Source organism: Vibrio sp. QJM3NY_27 (genome assembly GCF_057785955.1).
Window position 1 is genome coordinate 2,498,459 of sequence record NZ_CM173511.1, and the last position, 19,248, is coordinate 2,517,706.

Sequence of the window (19,248 nt, forward strand, 5' to 3'; positions counted from 1 at the left end):
ATGCCAAGCACATTTGAGCCATTCATTTCTAATCGAGTGACGTTACTCTAGCCTTTCAAGCCGCGTAGAGCAGGCAGTAAACATAAAAAAAGCCCCAGTCTCTCGACTAGGGCTTTGATCTTTTCCCGATAGATAAGGTTCGTGCTAGCGAAAACTTATCTCAAAACTAATGCTTACTTATTATGCGTTAGCTTTTTCTTTTTTAGCTTTTGCCGCTTTCGCGTCAGCTGGCTTTTGGTCAGCTTTCTTAAGAATCACTGTAGTGCCTTCGAAAGTTTCACCTTCAACGTAAGGAGTACCGAAGTAAGACGTTGTTAGTACTTCTTTTAGCTCAGTGATTAGTGGGTAACGTGGGTTAGCACCTGTACACTGGTCATCGAACGCTTCAACAGCTAGCTCGTCTAGTTTAGCGATAAAGTCAGACTCGTTAACACCAGCAGCTTGGATTGATAGTGGGATGTCTAGGTCGTTCTTAAGCTCTTCTAACCAAGTTAGTAGGCGTTCAATCTTCTGAGCAGTACGGTCACCAGCTTGGCTTAGGCCTAGGTGGTCAGCAACTTCAGCGTAACGACGACGTGCTTGAGGGCGGTCGTACTGAGAGAATGCAGTTTGCTTCGTTGGGTTATCGTTCGCGTTGTAACGTACAACGTTTGAGATAAGTAGTGCGTTAGCAAGACCGTGTGGTAGGTGGAACTCAGCACCAATTTTGTGAGCCATTGAGTGACACACACCTAGGAATGCGTTCGCAAAGGCAATACCAGCAATCGTTGCAGCGTTGTGTACTTTCTCACGAGCGATTGGGTCTGCTGAACCGTTTTTGTAGCTTGATGGTAGGTATTCTTTAAGCATCTTAAGAGCTTGTAGAGCTTGACCATCAGAGTATTCGTTCGCAAGAACTGATACGTAAGCTTCAAGAGCGTGAGTTACGGCATCGTAACCACCGAACGCTGTTAGAGACTTAGGCATGTTCATTACTAGGTTAGCATCAACAACAGCCATGTTTGGCGTGATTTCGTAATCCGCTAGTGGGTATTTAGCACCAGTCTTGTCGTCAGTAACAACGGCGAAAGGCGTAACTTCTGAACCCGTACCTGAAGTTGTAGTGATACATACAAGCTCAGCTTTTTTACCCATTTTAGGGAACTTGTAGATACGTTTACGGATATCCATAAAGCGCATTGCAAGTTCTTCGAAATGAGTTTCTGGGTGCTCGTACATAACCCACATGATCTTAGCAGCATCCATTGGAGAACCGCCACCTAGAGCAAGGATTACGTCAGGTTGGAAGCTCTTCATTGCTTCAGCGCCTTTCTCAACAACAGACAATGTTGGATCCGCTTCTACATCGAAGAATACTTGAACTTCAATACCCTGTGCTTTCAGGATTTGTACTACGTCGTCTGCGTAACCGTTGTTGAACAAGAAACGGTCAGTTACTAGGAATGCGCGTTTCTTACCTTCTAGGTCGCTCATTGCGATTGGAAGGCTGCCACGACGGAAGTAGATAGACTTAGGTAGTTTGTGCCACAACATATTTTCAGCTCGCTTCGCTACAGTTTTCTTGTTGATAAGGTGCTTAGGACCTACGTTCTCAGAGATAGAGTTACCACCCCATGAACCACAACCAAGAGTTAGAGAAGGTGCAACGTTGAAGTTGTACAGGTCACCGATACCACCGTGAGTAGTAGGGATGTTGATTAGGATACGAGCCGTCTTCATCTTGTCACCGAAGTAACGAATACGATCTGCGTTTACGTCTTGGTTAGTGTAAAGACCAGACGTGTGACCGATACCACCGATTTCAACCATCGTTACCGCTTGAGCAACAGCGTCTTCGAAATCGTCTGCGCGGAATAGACCTAGAGTTGGAGACAGTTTCTCGTGAGCGAATTCGTCATCGTAAGAAACTTTACCAAGACCTTCACCTACAAGAACTTTAGTATCAGCAGGAACTTTAACACCCGCCATTTCAGCGATTGCTGGAGCAGGTTGACCTACGATCTTAGCGTTTAGGTTACCGTCGATAAGAAGAACTTTACGTACTTTATCTGCGTCAGTTTTAGATAGAACGTGAGCTTTGTGAGAAGCAAAACGCTCTTTAACTTCGTCATATACTTCGCTAACTACGATTGCAGCTTGCTCAGAAGCACATACTACGCCGTTATCGAATGTTTTAGACATAAGAATAGATGCTACAGCACGTTTGATGTCAGCTGTTTCATCGATAACAACAGGAACGTTACCAGCGCCAACACCGATAGCAGGCTTACCAGAAGAGTATGCTGCTTTAACCATGCCTGGACCACCAGTAGCTAGGATAAGCGCGATACCGTCGTGCTTCATAAGCGCGTTAGAAAGCTCTACAGACGGTTGGTCGATCCAACCGATGATGTCTTTTGGTGCGCCCGCTTTAACAGCCGCATCTAAAACAAGTTTAGCAGCGTCGTTAGTAGAGTTCTTTGCACGTGGGTGTGGCGAGAAGATGATGCCGTTACGTGTCTTAAGTGAGATTAGAGATTTGAAGATTGCTGTAGAAGTTGGGTTCGTTGTTGGAACGATACCACAGATGATACCTACAGGCTCAGCGATAGTCATTGTGCCTAGGCTGTCATCTTCTTCTAAGATGCCACATGTTTTTTCGTCTTTGTATTTGTTGTAGATAAATTCAGATGCAAAGTGGTTTTTGATAACCTTATCTTCAACAATACCCATTCCAGATTCAGCAACTGCTTGTTGTGCAAGTGGGATACGAGCGTGGTTAGCAGCAAGAGAAGCTGCACGGAAGATTGCGTCTACTTTCTCTTGAGAGAATGTTGCAAACTCTTCTTGTGCTGCTTTAACGCGAGCTACTAGAGCATCAAGTTCCGCTAAGTTAGTTACAGGCATGGTGGATCTCCTAAAATAATAAATATTAAAAACTTTTTATTAAATTCGCTGCTTGCCTTTAACCTTAAACATCAGCGTTCTTAGTAAATTGCTTTCAGGACTGAGTATATTATTTCACTGTGTGAAAAAAATTGACCCAGATCAGTTACCCAAAAAGAATTAACCAGAAAGTAGTAAGGCAATCGCAAAAATTAACTTAAGAGCATGATTTACATAGATTAAAATCACACTTTCCGTTAGCGCAAAAAACAAGCAAACAGACAACTTTTTTCTACATAGCGTCATAAACTGTAAAAAAGTTTCATTTTTAGTCCGTTAAATTACATGTATACAGCTATATTCGTGCTACTGAGAGTATATCCATACCGTTGCAGCGGCTAGATTCTGACATAATTTTTATTAAATTCGTGCGATGGTTAACAGTTACTCAATAACAAGTTACAAAATGAAACACTAACAACTAGCTTTCAACAAGGCGAATACAAAAGTGAGATTCAATTAGTTTTTCTAAAAAAAATCCCCTATTTCAGGTTAGTTTTTTTCATTCGTGCAAATTGAGTTTGTCCCTTACATTACGCGCTCTGACTATTCACAGATCAACACTTCAACTTTAAGTACGCTAACTGGAGACCGCTCTCATGCAAGGCTTAGAACTCGCAATTTTTATGCAATTCTTCCTTGGGCTTGTTGCTGCCGTAAACCCTATCGGCATCATGCCTGTTTTTGTTTCTCTTACGGCTCATATGCCGCCAGAAGAGAGGAACAGGACAGCCTTACAAGCAAACATTGCTGTTGCTGTTATCCTGATTGTGTCGCTTGTTGCGGGGCAAATGCTGCTTGATATGTTTAGCATCTCGCTAGATTCATTTCGTGTTGCAGGTGGTTTGCTATTGCTGAGCATCGCATTTTCGATGATGAGCGGTAAGCTCGGTGAAGATAAACAGAACAAACAAGAGAAATCTGAATACATCAGCAAAGAGCAAATCGGAGTTGTTCCACTGGCCATGCCGCTAATGGCGGGGCCGGGTGCAATCAGCTCGACCATTGTTTATGGTTCTCGCTATCCTGCAGCCATTGATACCGTAGGAATCGGCATTAGTATCATCGCGTTTGCAACGTGCTCTTGGCTTCTGTTCCGTTCAGCGCCGGTTATCGTTCGCTTTTTAGGTCAAACCGGTATCAACGTTATCACTCGTATCATGGGCTTGATTCTTGGTGCATTGGGCATCGAGTTCATCGCTAATGGTCTACGTAACCTGTTCCCAGGTTTGGCATAACATTTAACGGTATTTCAGTTGCTCTAAAAAGGGCAACCACTACTGAACGATAGATGAGGCGAGTAAAGCAATTGGGCTTTCACTCGCCTCGTTATTATGAAGCTTGTATAATGATTGTTAATGCATTTAACAGAAGATGAATCTTTCCTTATGTCACGCAAGCCACTCAAGCATCATTTGTACGTCATTATCTTTGGTACTCACACGCCAGCTGGACGTGCATTTGATATCTCTCTGATCGTTGCAATCTTGGCTTCGCTGTTGGTTCTGATCTTAGAGTCCATCCCTAATGTGATGACCGAATGGTCACAGCAGCTGCGTTATATCGAATACACCTTTACAGCCCTCTTCACTCTTGAGTATTTATTAAGGCTCTATTGCTCTCCGAAACCAAAATCTTATGCCACCAGCTTTTATGGTGTCGTTGACCTATTGGCGATTCTTCCAACCTACCTAGCAATCATCTTCCCAGGCGCTTCATTTATGGGTGTAGTGAGACTGCTGCGTGTCATGCGTATCTTCCGAATTCTAAAACTAGTTCGCTACCTGCAAGATTCCAATATCTTGTTGCGCTCACTGTTGATGGCACGACGAAAGATACTGATCTTCTTCAGTACAGTGGGTATCTTGGTCGTTATCTTCGGCGCTCTGATCTTTGTTATTGAAGGACCAGAAAATGGCTTCACCAGTATTCCCCACAGTATTTATTGGGCAATCGTAACCATCACCACGGTTGGCTACGGTGACATGATCCCCCAAACCGCGTTAGGTAAAGCGATCGCTTCACTTACCATGCTATTGGGTTACTCTATCCTAGCCGTCCCAACGGGTATCATTACCGCAGAACTCAGTAATGAAATGAACTCACACAAAGAGTTGGTTAAGTGCCCGAACTGCAACCGCGCTGGCCATGATTCGGATGCCATGTATTGCAAACACTGTGCGAGTGAATTGGCAGACCCAGACAAGCGTGTCGTCACCGACGAGAAATAAAAGCAGACACGAGATTCGAATAGCGAGATGCGAAGAGATTTAAGGACAGTTTCGAGGGCCGAATAACGAGATATCAATAAACTAAAAAGGGTTGACGTTTATCGTCAACCCTTTCGGTTTATCAGCTAATAGAATTTAAGCAATCTTGCCTATTACGCTTTCTCAGCAAGGATAATGCGCAAAGTACGACGTAGTGGTTCTGCAGCACCCCAAAGTAATTGGTCACCGACAGTGAACGCGTTCAGGAACTCGTTACCCATAGACATCTTACGCAGACGACCTACTGGTACAGACATAGTACCTGTTACTTTCGCTGGTGTTAGCTCCTGTGCCGTGATGTCACGGTCATTAGGAACCACTTTAACCCAATCATTGTGCGTCGCGATGATCTCTTCGATCTCGTCCATTGGCACGTCTTGCTTAAGCTTGATTGTTAGTGCTTGAGCATGACAACGCATTGCACCGATTCGTACACAAGTACCATCAATCGGGATTGGCTGACCATCTAGGCCAAGAATCTTGTTCGCTTCAACGCCTGCTTTCCATTCTTCTTTGCTTTGACCATTTTCACGCTTCACATCGATCCAAGGGATTAGTGAGCCCGCAAGCGGAGCACCAAATTGGTCTGTTGGGAATGAAGATGAACGAATGGTATCAGCGACTTTTTTATCAATATCAAGTATGGAACTTGAAGGGTTTGCTAGCTCTGAACTTACGCTATCGTTGATCACACCCATTTGTGAGATCAGTTCACGCATGTTCTTAGCACCGGCACCAGAAGCCGCTTGGTAAGTCATGGCACTCATCCACTCGACCATGCCTTTCTCGTAAAGGCCACCCAAAGCCATAAGCATTAAGCTCACAGTACAGTTACCACCAACGAAAGTGTTAGTACCGCCGTGAATGCCTTGCTGAATTTGAGCCAAGTTAACAGGATCAAGAGTGATGATTGAATCAGCGTCCATACGTAAGGTAGAAGCCGCATCAATCCAGTAGCCTTTCCAACCTGCTTGACGCAGTGCTGGGTATACTTTTGATGTGTAATCGCCGCCTTGACAGGTAATCACAGCATCAAGCTGTTTTAGGCTATCAATATCAAAAGCGTCTTGAAGTAGACCCGCATCTTTACCACCTAGAACAGGGGCAGGAATACCAATCTGAGATGTGCTGTAATAAACAGGCTCAATCAAGTCGAAGTCTTTCTCTTCAACCATACGTTGCATTAGTACAGAACCAACCATACCGCGCCAACCAACTAGACCTACTCTCATCGCTCACTCTCCATGTATAAATTAAAAATTGCTCTCCCCCATCTATAAGTTTTTCAGAAACAGAACTCAAGCGCTTTTTGTCAAAAAGTGTAACTTTTTCGTTTCTTTTAAGTGAACGTAATGAATCGTGCAGTTATCTCTGTATCGACATTCAATGTCTACACCATTGTTAAAGCACCCATTATCGTCAAATTCAAATATTTACATCACCAAAACTGCTTGAATCGACACCCATCACAAACAGTAAATCCCTCTTTTAATCCAAGGTTAATCAGAATTATATTTTACAAAACGAAAACAACGTGCGACAAACTTCAACATGTAACAATCATGAATTTAACAAAATTTCAGATTATGAAACCACAATTGATTGAGTTAACAGTCAAATATCACAACTTGGGCGTATTTTTTCGATATAATAAACTAATTACTGTAGTGTCCGTTTTGCACCACACACTATAACGAAGCACTATAAATGCTCGAATTAACAAGAGGCTTTTATGAAGCAGAGTAAAACTCGCCTACCGAACCTATTACAGGTATTCATCGCGTTAGGACTATTTCTATCCCTTGCTTTTTCCTTTACAGCAAAGCTTGACCTTCCAATTCAACTTGCCTTGTATATTGGTTGGTTCATTATCATGGTTCTTGGTATTCGTCTTGGCCACGAATACAAAGACTTAGAAAAAGCAGCACTCAAAGGAATATCCAATGGCTTAGGCGCGGTTTTAATACTTTTAGCCGTTGGCGCTCTTGTTGGTACTTGGATCTCAGGCGGGATCGTACCTACTATCATTTACTATGGTCTGAAAGCTATCCACCCTTCTATCTTCCTTTTAGCGACCATGATCATCTGTTCTCTAACCGCATTGGCGACCGGTACGTCTTGGGGTGCTGCGGGTACTGCAGGCATCGCGATGATGGGTATTGGCCAAGGCTTAGGTGTTCCAGCACCAATTACAGCGGGTGCGGTGCTATCAGGTTGTTACTTCGGTGACAAGATGTCTCCACTTTCTGATTCAGTGATTCTGGCTTCTTCAATGTCTGGTGTCGAAGTGGTTGAACACATCAAAGGCATGCTGCCTGTTGCGCTAATCAGCTACATTATTACTGGCATCATGTTTACTGCGTTTGGTTTCCACTACGCAGGTAATGTTGACATGAGCCAAGTAGATTCTGTCATCAAAGCAATGGAAGTTCAGTTCTACATCACGCCTTACTCATTCGTTCCAGTACTGATCGTGCTTGGCCTGTTGGCTTTCCGTATGCCTTCATTCCCAGTAATCAGCTTTGGTTCTCTGCTTGGTATTATCTGGGCAGTCATGATCCAAGAGATCGATTTCCTAACGGCATTCAACACTGCTTGGGCACCGTTCTCTATCTCATCTGGCGTAGAATTCATTGATTCAATTCTTAACCGTGGTGGCATGTCTTCAATGCTTGGTTCGGTCGCGGTTATCGTATTTGGTCTAGGTTTTGGTGGCTTACTGGATAAAGTGGGCGTACTAGAGACAATTGCTAAAGTGTTCGAGCGCCGTGTAAACAGCGCAGGTTCTCTAGCAACGAGCACAATTGGTACGGCTTTCATGGGTAACGTGTTCGGTTCTGCGATGTACGTATCGTTAATCCTTACGCCAAAAATCTGTGCGAAGAACTACGACCGCTTGGGCTACAAACGTAAGAACCTATCTCGTAATGCTGAGTTTGGTGGCACGTTAACGTCAGGTATGGTTCCTTGGAGTGATAACGGTATCTATATGGCGAGTATTCTAGGCGTTGCAACGCTATCTTACGCACCGTTCATGTGGCTAAGCTTCATCTGTATCATCGTGACTATCGTTACCTCTTACATGGGTTGGTTCGTTGATAAGTGTGAACCAACAGCACCAGCCGTTGAAACTGAAGAAGCGGCAGAGCTTACTAAGCAGCAAGCATAAGTTAATGCCTCAGAGCTTTAGAAAGTAAGCACAAAAACGTTAATGATATAAATGCAAAAAGAGCGCCCTAGAGCGCTCTTTTTTAATCTACTGGTTCATCTATTTATGGTTCGCTTACCCAGCCAGTAACCGATGCCTAACGGTGCAAAGAACACCACTAAGATAAACAGGATGAAGTAGATAATCACACCTTTGATTAACTCCATCAGTTTATCAATAGCAAGTACCACCACCTCTTGAGATACGCGGTCAAGGTCTTGCGTAAACAACTCCCTCTCTGAAGTCACGATACCTGCAATCTCAATGCGCTCTTTCGCAATCATCTCTACCAGAGCTTCTCTTTCACGTGTCACCATTTTTTCTAACGCTACACGCTCTTCAGTGAGCATCGCTAATTTCTGGTCTGTCTTGTCGCTAAGGTCGTTGAGTAGAGGCTGCATTTCTGTCGACATAATAGAAGCCAGTGTTTGCATGTACTCAGGGTTGTTCTCGATGAAGTCTTGCATGCTTGCTGACGTTTGACGAAGACTTTCTAATGTCATAGACAGGTCTTCACCCGTTAGCGAACTGTTTAACGCAACCAGCTCCGCTTTCCAAGACATTAGTTTAGGCGTCTGGTCAGCCATCAAACTTAAACGATCGGATGCGTCACTCATTGCTTCTGGCATGGTGCCTAAGCTCTGGACAATTTGCGACTCGTCTTTACCTAGATAGTTCAGCCATTCACGGTAAGCGGGGGTGATTCTGAATGTGAGGTCTTTAAATGGGTGGCTAGCAGCAAACTGCGCAACGAACACTTTGCTGTTCTTGAAATCACTCGAGCTCAATACACCCTTTGCCAGTTTTTCTGCTTCTTGATCAAGAAAACGAGCAGTCTCTACCGCATGATCCGTCGCGAACAGATCCGCACCATCGCCTTGGCGATAAAACTGATTCATTTGGGCAGTGAACACCCACGAGTCGATTAAGGCAGACATCGGTGAAGTTTGATAAGCCGCTTGCTGTAAGCCCTGCTCCGCATGGATCTTCCAAAGCAAGACATAAGATTGATGTAAGGTGTCATCAGCAGGGTAAGATTGAGCAATGAGATCGGCAGAGTCTTCTACTCGCATAAAAAACATCTTGGCGTATTCACGCGTCATGATTCGAGCATTCAGCTCTTGTTGAGTGAGAGGCGTCGTCTGAGTATCTAACTTAACTTCTAATAGAGAACAACCACTTAGCGCAATACTAAGCACCAACACCATCCAACGTCGACTCGAAAATCTTAACATGTAAACCTCTGACAAAGACTAAGGGCGCGGATTGTATGAGCACTTCGTCAGAGTATTGTCAAAATTCCTACAAAAGTTAACGCTGCTTATCTAAATATTCAAACGCAGCATCTATAGAGGCTTTTATTGCCGCCTCTAGTTCTTCTAAATCGTGTTCACTGATCGCTCTCGACTGTTTCATTGTCATTTCAATAGTTGCTGCAATGATCGCTAATCGAGACGCTTTGATACTGCCTGCCACACCTTTTAAGCTATGTACAATACGAGCAGCAGAGGTTTCATCTTTAGTGAGAAGAGATTTGAACTTCGTGTAATCATCAGCGTGATCTTGTACAAAGACGCCAAGTAGCAATTCGACAGACTCAGCATCACCATCAAGCGTTTCTAGCATGTCTTCAATATCAATCGCAGGCTTTGAATCAGTGACACTTGCAATGTGTTTCTCTGCCACTGGAGCTTCCTCTGTGTTCTGCTGAACAATTTCCTGGCTTGCTACGTTAATGCCCTCTTGAGCTTGAAGGTCGGAATGTTTGCTCGTTGGCGTAATCTTCAATACGGAAGGGTCATTAGTTGGTTGTCTCACCGCAGAGAGAGCATTTTCCTTACTTGAATCGGCTAATGGTTCAGGACTCAGTTCTTTGTCTGTTTGTTGAATCAATTTTCTCGATCTAACGTCCCACAACACTAGTGTGATCATCGTTACCAAGCTTAAACCTAGCATCACTAGCAATAGGTTAAACTGACGGTCATGGAACTCAGCTTCAAGTTTAATGATCTGTTCGTTCACCGAGTTTTTCTTGATTTTATCGACTAAATAATTGAGCTGAGCGTAATCACTCAACAACGCTGAGGCATCAGCCAATAACTGTTGCAGTGCGTCTTGCTCTTCAGTTTTTAATGAATATGATTTTTCTAGAATGGAATCAAACGCACGATAAGTCGCTGACGAGCTTTGATTGTCAGAATACATCGCTTCAAAAACAACAACGCCGAATTCATTGAGTAGCGGTTTTAGTTTAGGGGAAAGCTCTTTATCAGCGCGCAGTATCTTAATATTGTCAACGATGTCTTGAACCTGGCTTTCTATCGGGATGAACTCATCAAACTTTTCTAGGAACTGATCGGCTACGTAAAGCAGTTGATTCGCATCAGGACGAAACAAGGCGTGTTGAAAATCAGATTCAATCTGCAGTCGGATCGAATAAACCAACTGAGCATCAAGTGCTAACTCATTGATACGAGAGACTCGCAGCGGCTCAGAGAAATAAAGCGATTGCCTCAATTCATTGACGCGAATACCGAGTTCTTCAATTTGAGCAAGAGAATTGGTGTAGGAACGGCTTAGATTAAGGAGAGCCAATGAAGGAAGTAGCCACAGAGCCAAGAGCACAACCAAGAAAGTGGCCGGTTTTTTAAAGCGTTTGGGCTTTGCTACTGATTGTTCCATCTATATTCCTTGTGCGTGTTAACTTGAAGCCATGACACTTGCTAAAAGACTAAGCACAAAACAAGCGACAACATCTTGCTGCCGCTTTTACTCATTAACTTCGGACTATGACTTATTGCGAGTCAGTTGGTCACGTAAGTTCGGTGGAGTGCCTTTAATCGTTAGCGTGTCTGTCTCCGGATCGTAAAAGATACGTTCGCCTAGAAGCAGACTATCAAAACTAACATTCAAACCGCCACCAGCACCAACAAATTTTGTTAGTTTACGCATAGTTGCGCGATCAGCGGGGAAACTGTCTTCTAACTCGTAGCCTTGCTCACTAGTATAGTCAAAGAAGCTTGTACCATCAGTGCTTGCTGGCAGTTCTCCAGAAAGTTCACGAACTTGAACTTCATCGCCCGCTTTTAGCTGTTCGTTACAGTAATCCGCAACCTGCTTTTTATAGCTGATCGCTTCTTCTTTTTCTAACTTAGAGTCTGAAACGAAATCTTCTACCGCTTGCATCAGTACTTGGTTTTGCTGTTTCGCATCCAAACCGACTTCAGCTTGTAAGAAATCTAAGAAGAAATCCGCGACTTTACGGCCAACACGTCCTTTAATGTAAGTTAAGTAACGGTTTGACTCTTTGTCTGTGTCGTATGTTGAAAGGTCAAGGCGCGCCACAATATCCATCTTTGAGATATCAAGGTAATCAGTCGCACTGATGTCTAACCCTTCAGTCACTTTCAAACTTTGGTTCGAAGGCAGTAAACCGATGAAAAGGTAGTCTGTCGCCAGTGATTGGTATTCAGCGAGTACCAAAGTGCCTTCGTCAGCAAATGGGTATTTCGATAACTCATCTTTTAGACGTAGCGCACTTTTTTGAGAGAAATCATAGAAACTTTGCTCTCCCGCTCGAAATTCATGCAACGACTGCTGGAATTCGCTGTCGGATTTGAAAGAACCAAACCCTTTACCTGCTTTTGAATTAAAAACACGGTGAAGTTCAGCAACTAGGCTTTCAGATGAAGCATCGTTCTCTAGAGATTCAGCACGATAGTTAACAATCAGTTCATCCTGATCGTTCTTGCTCAGCTGGTGTAAAATTACGTTGGAAAGGTGAAGGCTCATAGTGAAAATATTACCGTTCAGGTTTCAGTTGTCGTGCATAGTAGGTTATCATAAGCCGCTTTTACTATCATTATTAGAGTCCTTATGCCGATTATATCTAAATACACAGATGATCAAGTTGAAAAAATCCTAGCTGAAGTAGGTGCTGTACTCACTAAGCACAAAGCTTCACCAGAACTTTCACTGATGATCGCTGGAAATATCGCAACCAATGTCTTAAATCAGAATGTTGCTGCTTCACAACGCAAAGGAATTGCTGAAAAATTTGCCGAAGCTTTAATCTCTTCTCTTGAAGATAAAAAGTCTCACTAAATTTGATTGACGGATAAAAGAATTATAAATGGTAGACAGCGCAAACTCATATAGCGATCGCGTATCTCGACTTGTTGGTTGGGGTCACTGGTTTGCATTTTTCAACATCATTGCTGCGATGTTGATTGGTACTCGTTATATTACTCAATCTGCTTGGCCAGAAACCCTATTGGGTCAATTTTATTTGGCTGCATCTTGGGTTGGTCATTTCGGGTTTTTAGTATTCGCGCTTTATCTATTAGTGCTGTTTCCGCTCACTTTTATTCTTCCGTCGAGGAAGTTATTACGTTTGGTTGCCGTTTGCTTTGCAACCATAGGTTTAACTGTCCTACTGATTGATACCCAAACGTATCAAAATATAAACCTCCACCTGACACCTGTCGTGTGGGAGGTTTTATTCAGTGGAGAGGAGTCTGCATTCACATCTGATTTGCAACACCTCTTCATTGTTATGCCACTTATCTTCTTATTACAGCTAGGTCTGTCTGAGTGGGTTTGGCGTAAGCAACGTAAACTGTCTCATAAACACATTGGCCGTCCGATTACTGCCGTCTTCTTCTTGTGTTTCATCAGCAGCCACTTGACTTACATGTGGGCTGATGCGTATTTCTACAACCCAATTACTAGCCAGAAAGCGAACTTCCCACTGTCATACCCAATGACAGCGAAAAGCTTTATGGAAAAACATGGCCTATTAGACCGTGAAGAATATTTACAGCGTTTAGAAGCCAACAAAGAGAACGCAAACTTAGTTAGCTACCCGCTCGAAAAAATTCAATACAACCGCCGCAGTGATGATCTTAATATCCTGATGGTGAGTGTAAACAACCTTCGCTCTGATGCACTTAATGCCACAGCGATGCCAAACAGCTATGCCTACGCACAACAATCGATCAACTTCACCAATCACTACAGTTCAAGTAACGACATGTTTGGTATCTTCGGTTTGTTCTATGGCCTTCCAAGCAGCTACGCAAGCAGCATCGAAGCTCAGGGTTCAAGTGCAGTACTGTTGGACGTTTTAGATAATCACAATTATAAGTTTGCGGCTTTCAGTGGCGACAACTTTGACGATGCACTTTACTCGGAAATCATCTTCCGAGGCCGTGATGTTATGCCAGAGCAAGCAACTTATGATGACAAAAGCGCGATACAAGCTTGGTCTAACTGGATTCAATCACCACAAGCTAAACGTCCTTGGTTTAACTTCATTGAGCTGACCACGCTGGATAACTTCTCTAGCTACGATTCAAGTTCAGAGTCAGACTCAACGTTAACGACTGCAGAACGTTTTGCCGCAGACTATCAAAAGTCTGCTCAAGCAGCCGATGCTCAGCTAGCAACAATCTACGCTGAACTGGAACGCTTAGAGCTAACCGACAACACGGTGGTTATCATTACCTCTAATCACGGTAGCGAGTTTAACGAAACTAAGACCAACAGCTGGGGCGCAAACTCCAACTACAGTCGTTATCAGTTACAAGTGCCACTATTTATCAGCTGGCCTGGTAAGTCTGCTTCTGAATATACTCACCGTTCTAGTCATTTAGACGTGTCCGTAACGTTGATGCAAGAGCTATTGGGCGTATCTTCAAACCCAACAGATTTCAGTAGCGGTCGCAGCCTGTTTAATGAGCGTAACAGAAAGTGGATTCTCGCGGGTGACTCACGTGAACTTGCCCTTGTTACCGACCAGCAAACCACTGTGTTAGATAAATTTGGTAACTACAAGTTGTATGACCAAAACTACAAACGCCTAAAAGATGTAAGCCCTCGCTTACCAGTATTAATGCAAGGCTTAACAGAGCTGCAGCGTTTCTACACAAAAAATGATTAACTAGTCACCATATAAAAAAGGGAAGCATGCTGCTTCCCTTTTTTATTGCCGCTAATGACTAGAAAACAAGCAACCAAACAAGATTATGATAATTAAGGGTTTACAAGGCACTCTCCCCCTTATATTATGCACGCCAATGGAGGGATGGCTGAGTGGTCGAAAGCACCGGTCTTGAAAACCGGCAACCGTTAATAGCGGTTCTAGGGTTCAAATCCCTATCCCTCCACCATATTAAAGAAAGCCGCTAAGAAATTAGCGGCTTTTTTGCGTCTAGCGTAAAGTGAATCGAATCTAAAGTTTAATATTCAACTATTCCCCAAAGACAGATTGTTTGGTTCATTCTGAACAGTTTAAAGCCCTGTTACGACTCTATAGCTGTTTGAATATCACTGGCTAGCTCAATTTATATTCTCTCCGCACTCCAGTCATCGATACATACCTTAGACCAAACTTATCTGCACAGCGCGTTCATTCAATATGACTAGACGGTGGTGCATGCCAATCGGGTACAGTTACTCGCTAGAGAGTCAGAATTCACTGCAGGCTCGAATAGTGTTTAGGCTTGTTTCAGGCACTCATCATAAATCCATAAAAATAAAAAAAATCCAGAGGCTTCATCTAAGTCTCTGGATTTCTAAATTTGGCTTGAGCGCTACTTTAATTAAGCGTTTTCTTGCTTAGTCTCTTGCTGCTCTGCTTGTTTCTTTTGTTCAGCTTCATTTGCTTTTTCTTCGTGGTTTGAACCACCACATCCGCCACAACAGCTCATAATCATACTCTCTTTGATTGTGTTTAAGTCATTCACTGCAGACATAATATTAAAGATGTATTTTAAATGCAACTTTAAAGTCATCAATATTGAACATTCGCAACTTGTAGTAATTTAAGCTTTTGGTTTTATTAAAATTGGTAAGTACAACACAACGAAACAACTGTACGCGACAACCCACAGAGCACTGGATAAGGTAATGATATAAACAATATTATGGGTAAAGTACCCGCCAAACACTCGTACAAAAAAGGCAAAAACAATGGCGATTAACGCCGCAGTCATTATTTTACCAATCGCGATAGTTCGACCGGTATGTCCTAGAGAGACACGTGAGATCATTGATAAGATCATCACTCCCATTCCACCAACGGTTAAGGCATGAATCGCTTGTGATTGCGTGACCAATGGTGAAATGATCGAAACGCCATACAAGACCAATCCTAACGAAATGGCCCAGTAGCTTAAGTGTAAAGACCACACGAGAGGAGTCTTAAAAGCAACCCATATTTTCCACCTTACTGCCCTAATCGCATTTGCCAAGCCACTGGCAATAAACACGAAAGCAACGAGACTTTGTGGAACTGGAAGTATCTGAAAGCTCAACACAACGGCGAAAATCGTGCTCACGATGCTCAGCTTTTCAAGCCATGGTAATGCAGGGGTTCGTGGTGTCTGTGTGCCATTAGCGGTAAACATAGGAAAAACTCGTCCACCCATAATGCACATGACTAGAGTCACCAACAGCACCATACTTGTGCTAGCTTGTGAAATTAAGAGTGGCTGCTGAAATAGAACACCATAGTGCATCGCAGCATTGGCAAAGGTCATAAGCAGCAGAATAGGAATGAACAACAGATTTCGCCAAAGCTTCACACTGACAATATTGTGGGCAAGATAAATTACAGCGATCGGTAAAAACAGTAAATCGAGTCCAGCCACCAACCAAGGGCTTAGAACCTCAGGTAGGAACATGGCTATTCTCGCACACAACCATAGAGCCAGAAGTATCATTAACCCGCGTCCGTTAATACTGCGGACACCCGTCCAATTTTGTACGGCCGTCAGTAAAAAACCAACCACGACAGTGGCTGCAAAGCCAAACAACATTTCATGAATATGCCACCACATTGCACCGCCATAAACATTTAAGGTTGTACTGCCATTCCAAAAAGCAGCCCAACCAACTAATGCAGCAATACTAAAAAGTGATGCAAACAAAAAAAATGGTCGAAACGCGAGTTCGAAAAATGCCGCCATTGAAACGCCATTGTTGGGGTTTTGATTTAAATCTTTCATCATCGTAAACCTAGTGAGTAAACAAAACTTGCTTACTTTTAAATAACTTCAACCGCCAATAGTTGCCCTAGCTTGTAGCTGTGCCCTTCGCCGAGGAGATCTTGCAAGCTATAAGCGTCTAAGCTTTTGTAAAAACACTCTTGAGCTTCAGCAAAGATAGTTTTCAATTGGCAATTTGGTGTAATGACACAGCTATTATCCTCGCCAAAACATTCAACCAAGTTACGTTTGTCTTCTAACTCTCGAACTAACGTACCTATGTTGATCTGACTTGGATGACAACTGAGTTTCAAACCACCATTTTTTCCTCTTGTGGCGATCAGATGTCCTTTGAGGTTGAGTTGCTGAACGATCTTCATTAAATGGTTTTTAGAAATACCATAACTGTTAGCAATGTCGCCGATGGTGCTAAGAGATTGGTTGTTGATCGCTAAATAGATCAGAACTCGTAGGGAATAATCAGTGTAACGTGTGATATGCATGGTGGGATATTTCACTCTATAAGATGCATTCATTATGAATCTTATAGACAGCAAAGGCAAGTTAACCCTAATGAGGAATGGTGGCTACACACCAAAAGCCAAGGCTTCGGTCCTAATTACGTTCCTCACATCAGTTGTATTCGATCCTTTCTCCATTTTCCTTCCTCAAATGATACCTACCCCCCGAAGTCGAAACGATCAGGAAGATTTTTCGATGTATTTTCACTCTAACCATATAAAAATGCACAAACTTGTTCATAAAAAAAGCAGTCAGTTGATAAGGGTATTTACAAGCCAAAGCCAGCCTTATATTATACGCGCCATTGGAGGGATGGCTGAGTGGTCGAAAGCACCGGTCTTGAAAACCGGCAACCGTTAATAGCGGTTCTAGGGTTCAAATCCCTATCCCTCCACCACATTAAAAAAAGCCGCTGAGAAATCAGCGGCTTTTTTGTATCTGGAGATCACACAAGCTCACCGCTCAACTGCTAACAGCAAATGCGGCCTTCAATAACTGCATGTGAATTGGAACCAGATCTTGGTGCTGAGTTCGATATCCGCCACCGACTACGCATGCCATCGGAATAGACTCTGATTTCGCTAATTCAACCATGAAACAGTCGCGTTCAAATATCCCTTTTGTCGAAACATTCAAGTAACCCAATTCATCGTCTTGATGGATATCGATCCCAGCATCATAAATAATCAGATCAGGTTGATGGTGAGCAATCGCTAACTTAGTGACTTGTTCAAAACAACGCAGAAACTCTTTATCTTCTGTTTCACGACTTAACGGCACATCTAAATCAGATAGCGGTTTTCGTGCAGGGAAGTTTTTGTCGCAGTGGAACGACAAAGTAATGATGTCGTCATTCTCTTGGCAAAGAGTTGCTGTGCCATCGCCATGATGAACATCGCTGTCGACGATAAGCACTTTATCGATATGTTCAAAGGTCAGCGCATGTTTTGCCGCTAACACCAGATCGTTCAACAAACAAAAGCCACTACCAAAATCATAGTGTGCGTGATGATAACCACCACTCAAATGAATCGCTAAACCACTCTCTATTGCCATTTCAGCGGCCAAGCAGGTTCCACCACTTGAGTAGAGTGTTCTCTCAATAAGTTGTTTACTCCACGGGAACCCGATGCGTCTCATTTTCGCCGCGGGCAAATTACCAGAAACAAGCAAATCCACATACTCACTATCGTGAACCTGTTTTACCTGTTCAACCGAAACCGGCGTTGGTTGGAAGATTTCAAACTGGCTCTTCCATAGAGGATCGCTATCCATTAACGCTTCAACAGCACTGTGTAACAACTGATATTTGTTGATTGGGTAACGATGACCTTCTGGTAAAGGTAACTGCGAATAGATTGGGTGGTAAATTAAAGGAATCATAATCAGGTTAATTGCGTATCTTTCTCAAAATCATAACAGTCTCAGCCTAGGCGACAACCTTAATTAATGATAATAGTTATCATTATCTAAACTTTCAAAAAGAGACAGCTATGAAAAACCTAATACTCATCTTTGGGGTGATCTGCGGCTCAATGGCAGCAGTAATGATTTTTATAGGTATGCTAATGGCCAGTTGGTGGAGCGTTGATTTTCTCGTGTTAAGCCATCAAACTTAACTAATTGAACTGAAAAGGAATCACCATGAGCGTAATTTTTATTACTGGAGCGAACCGCGGCATTGGCTTAAGCCTGACTCAGCAGTACTTAAAAGGTAACCACAAGGTGTACGCGACTTATCGTGATGCCTCCTCCGCAGAAGCACTTCTGTCATTGGCGAAAAACAACACCAACTTGACCTGCATTCAATTAGAGATAACCGATTACCAAGCAGTAGGCCAACTCCCTTCGCAAATGGAGCCGATTGATATCTTGATCAACAACGCTGGCTACTATGGTCCTAAAGGCTATGGTCTGGGTAATACCGATGTCGAAGAGTGGCGCCGCGTATTCGAAGTCAACACTATTGCCCCACTGAAGCTTGTCGAAGCGCTATTACCTCTACTAGAAGACAGCGATATCAAAAAGGTCGCTTGCCTGTCCTCTAGAGTCGGTAGCATGACTGAGAACACCTCGGGAGGCGGCTACATCTATCGCTCCTCCAAAGCCGCTCTAAACTCCGTTGTAAAAAGCCTAAGTAACGACTTAACCGATAATGGCGTTACCGTGTTAGCTCTGCATCCAGGTTGGGTACAGACCGAAATGGGTGGGCCAAACGCTCTCATCGACACCGACACTTCGGCTTCAGGTCTTATCAAAGTCATCGAGTCCGCGAATACTGAAGTAAGTGGTCACTTCTTCAATTTCGATGGCAGTGAAATAGACTGGTAACCCG

The 19,248-nt window shown here is 43.3% G+C and carries 14 protein-coding genes, 2 tRNA genes and 2 pseudogenes; 8 read left to right on the forward strand and 10 right to left on the reverse strand.

Annotated elements, in window-relative coordinates; translation table 11 throughout:
• Positions 1 to 180 precede the first annotated feature (180 nt).
• Positions 181 to 2,886: a bifunctional acetaldehyde-CoA/alcohol dehydrogenase gene (gene adhE / locus AC3CIA_RS11055; RefSeq protein ID WP_054547228.1), complete on the reverse strand. Its 2,706-nt coding sequence runs from the start codon at positions 2,884 to 2,886 to the stop codon at positions 181 to 183.
• 638 nt (positions 2,887 to 3,524) lie between these two features.
• Between adhE and AC3CIA_RS11060 the strand changes: the two genes are divergently transcribed.
• Together AC3CIA_RS11060 and AC3CIA_RS11065 are read left to right on the forward strand one after the other, a co-directional pair.
• Positions 3,525 to 4,163, forward strand: a complete 639-nt coding sequence (locus tag AC3CIA_RS11060) for a YchE family NAAT transporter (protein ID WP_004734056.1) — start codon at positions 3,525 to 3,527, stop codon at positions 4,161 to 4,163.
• 150 nt (positions 4,164 to 4,313) lie between these two features.
• The gene (locus AC3CIA_RS11065; protein WP_026012221.1) at positions 4,314 to 5,156 is read left to right on the forward strand and encodes an ion transporter; all 843 of its coding nucleotides are present in this window, start codon (positions 4,314 to 4,316) and stop codon (positions 5,154 to 5,156) included.
• Between the two features lie 152 nt (positions 5,157 to 5,308).
• On the opposite strand, the gene asd is transcribed toward AC3CIA_RS11065, so the two are convergent.
• Positions 5,309 to 6,427 carry an aspartate-semialdehyde dehydrogenase gene (asd, locus tag AC3CIA_RS11070; RefSeq protein ID WP_488518123.1) on the reverse strand — a complete coding sequence of 373 codons (1,119 nt, stop codon included), beginning with the start codon at positions 6,425 to 6,427 and terminating at the stop codon, positions 5,309 to 5,311.
• Positions 6,428 to 6,927: 500 nt separating this feature from the next.
• Here asd and nhaC point away from each other — a divergent pair, with 500 nt between their 5' ends.
• On the forward strand, positions 6,928 to 8,364 hold the full coding sequence (nhaC, locus tag AC3CIA_RS11075) for a Na+/H+ antiporter NhaC (protein ID WP_017079531.1): 1,437 nt from the start codon (positions 6,928 to 6,930) through the stop codon (positions 8,362 to 8,364).
• Positions 8,365 to 8,459: 95 nt separating this feature from the next.
• Here the strand turns inward: nhaC and AC3CIA_RS11080 are convergent, their stop codons facing one another.
• From AC3CIA_RS11080 to yejK, 4 genes and pseudogenes are all read right to left on the reverse strand, one after another.
• Positions 8,460 to 9,638, reverse strand: coding sequence for a chemotaxis protein (locus AC3CIA_RS11080; RefSeq protein ID WP_237290283.1), 1,179 nt, complete (start codon positions 9,636 to 9,638; stop codon positions 8,460 to 8,462).
• 76 nt (positions 9,639 to 9,714) lie between these two features.
• Positions 9,715 to 10,110 (reverse strand): annotated as a pseudogene (locus AC3CIA_RS11085) (Hpt domain-containing protein); the annotation flags it as partial.
• 185 nt (positions 10,111 to 10,295) lie between these two features.
• Positions 10,296 to 11,085 (reverse strand): annotated as a pseudogene (locus tag AC3CIA_RS11090) (Hpt domain-containing protein); the annotation flags it as partial.
• A gap of 105 nt (positions 11,086 to 11,190) precedes the next feature.
• Complete coding sequence (gene yejK, locus AC3CIA_RS11095; RefSeq protein ID WP_017079528.1) at positions 11,191 to 12,195, reverse strand: nucleoid-associated protein YejK; 1,005 nt, start codon at positions 12,193 to 12,195, stop codon at positions 11,191 to 11,193.
• A gap of 84 nt (positions 12,196 to 12,279) precedes the next feature.
• Between yejK and AC3CIA_RS11100 the strand changes: the two genes are divergently transcribed.
• The 3 genes from AC3CIA_RS11100 to AC3CIA_RS11110 all read left to right on the forward strand — a co-directional run bounded on the left by AC3CIA_RS11100 (position 12,280) and on the right by AC3CIA_RS11110 (position 14,573).
• A complete protein-coding gene (locus AC3CIA_RS11100; RefSeq protein WP_004734063.1) occupies positions 12,280 to 12,507 on the forward strand; it encodes a YejL family protein in 228 nt (75 codons plus the stop codon).
• A gap of 28 nt (positions 12,508 to 12,535) precedes the next feature.
• A complete protein-coding gene (locus AC3CIA_RS11105) occupies positions 12,536 to 14,344 on the forward strand; it encodes a DUF3413 domain-containing protein (RefSeq protein WP_488518124.1) in 1,809 nt (602 codons plus the stop codon).
• A gap of 138 nt (positions 14,345 to 14,482) precedes the next feature.
• Positions 14,483 to 14,573: transfer RNA gene (locus tag AC3CIA_RS11110), tRNA-Ser, on the forward strand.
• A 432-nt stretch (positions 14,574 to 15,005) separates the two neighbouring features.
• Here the strand turns inward: AC3CIA_RS11110 and AC3CIA_RS11115 are convergent.
• The 3 genes from AC3CIA_RS11115 to AC3CIA_RS11125 are packed head-to-tail and all read right to left on the reverse strand — an operon-like array spanning position 15,006 to position 16,894.
• Positions 15,006 to 15,197: a hypothetical protein gene (locus AC3CIA_RS11115; RefSeq protein ID WP_065204961.1), complete on the reverse strand. Its 192-nt coding sequence runs from the start codon at positions 15,195 to 15,197 to the stop codon at positions 15,006 to 15,008.
• 30 nt (positions 15,198 to 15,227) lie between these two features.
• Entirely contained in the window at positions 15,228 to 16,412 is a 1,185-nt protein-coding gene (locus tag AC3CIA_RS11120; protein ID WP_065204962.1) for an NnrS family protein, read from the reverse strand.
• A 38-nt stretch (positions 16,413 to 16,450) separates the two neighbouring features.
• Positions 16,451 to 16,894, reverse strand: coding sequence for an RrF2 family transcriptional regulator (locus AC3CIA_RS11125; RefSeq protein ID WP_004734067.1), 444 nt, complete (start codon positions 16,892 to 16,894; stop codon positions 16,451 to 16,453).
• Positions 16,895 to 17,219: 325 nt separating this feature from the next.
• Between AC3CIA_RS11125 and AC3CIA_RS11130 the strand changes: the two genes are divergently transcribed.
• Positions 17,220 to 17,310: transfer RNA gene (locus AC3CIA_RS11130), tRNA-Ser, on the forward strand.
• Positions 17,311 to 17,375: 65 nt separating this feature from the next.
• Here the strand turns inward: AC3CIA_RS11130 and AC3CIA_RS11135 are convergent.
• A complete protein-coding gene (locus AC3CIA_RS11135; protein WP_237300049.1) occupies positions 17,376 to 18,296 on the reverse strand; it encodes a histone deacetylase family protein in 921 nt (306 codons plus the stop codon).
• A 261-nt stretch (positions 18,297 to 18,557) separates the two neighbouring features.
• Between AC3CIA_RS11135 and AC3CIA_RS11140 the strand changes: the two genes are divergently transcribed.
• Positions 18,558 to 19,244 carry an SDR family oxidoreductase gene (locus AC3CIA_RS11140; RefSeq protein ID WP_237300048.1) on the forward strand — a complete coding sequence of 229 codons (687 nt, stop codon included), beginning with the start codon at positions 18,558 to 18,560 and terminating at the stop codon, positions 19,242 to 19,244.
• Positions 19,245 to 19,248 lie beyond the last annotated feature (4 nt).

Coding starts and splice junctions, on each gene's coding strand:
- adhE (WP_054547228.1), bottom strand. CDS start 2,886: ATGCCTGTAACTAACTTAGCGGAACTTGATGCTCTAGTAGCTCGCGTT.
- AC3CIA_RS11060 (WP_004734056.1), top strand. CDS start 3,525: ATGCAAGGCTTAGAACTCGCAATTTTTATGCAATTCTTCCTTGGGCTT.
- AC3CIA_RS11065 (WP_026012221.1), top strand. CDS start 4,314: ATGTCACGCAAGCCACTCAAGCATCATTTGTACGTCATTATCTTTGGT.
- asd (WP_488518123.1), bottom strand. CDS start 6,427: ATGAGAGTAGGTCTAGTTGGTTGGCGCGGTATGGTTGGTTCTGTACTA.
- nhaC (WP_017079531.1), top strand. CDS start 6,928: ATGAAGCAGAGTAAAACTCGCCTACCGAACCTATTACAGGTATTCATC.
- AC3CIA_RS11080 (WP_237290283.1), bottom strand. CDS start 9,638: ATGTTAAGATTTTCGAGTCGACGTTGGATGGTGTTGGTGCTTAGTATT.
- yejK (WP_017079528.1), bottom strand. CDS start 12,195: ATGAGCCTTCACCTTTCCAACGTAATTTTACACCAGCTGAGCAAGAAC.
- AC3CIA_RS11100 (WP_004734063.1), top strand. CDS start 12,280: ATGCCGATTATATCTAAATACACAGATGATCAAGTTGAAAAAATCCTA.
- AC3CIA_RS11105 (WP_488518124.1), top strand. CDS start 12,536: ATGGTAGACAGCGCAAACTCATATAGCGATCGCGTATCTCGACTTGTT.
- AC3CIA_RS11115 (WP_065204961.1), bottom strand. CDS start 15,197: ATGACTTTAAAGTTGCATTTAAAATACATCTTTAATATTATGTCTGCA.
- AC3CIA_RS11120 (WP_065204962.1), bottom strand. CDS start 16,412: ATGAAAGATTTAAATCAAAACCCCAACAATGGCGTTTCAATGGCGGCA.
- AC3CIA_RS11125 (WP_004734067.1), bottom strand. CDS start 16,894: ATGCATATCACACGTTACACTGATTATTCCCTACGAGTTCTGATCTAT.
- AC3CIA_RS11135 (WP_237300049.1), bottom strand. CDS start 18,296: ATGATTCCTTTAATTTACCACCCAATCTATTCGCAGTTACCTTTACCA.
- AC3CIA_RS11140 (WP_237300048.1), top strand. CDS start 18,558: ATGAGCGTAATTTTTATTACTGGAGCGAACCGCGGCATTGGCTTAAGC.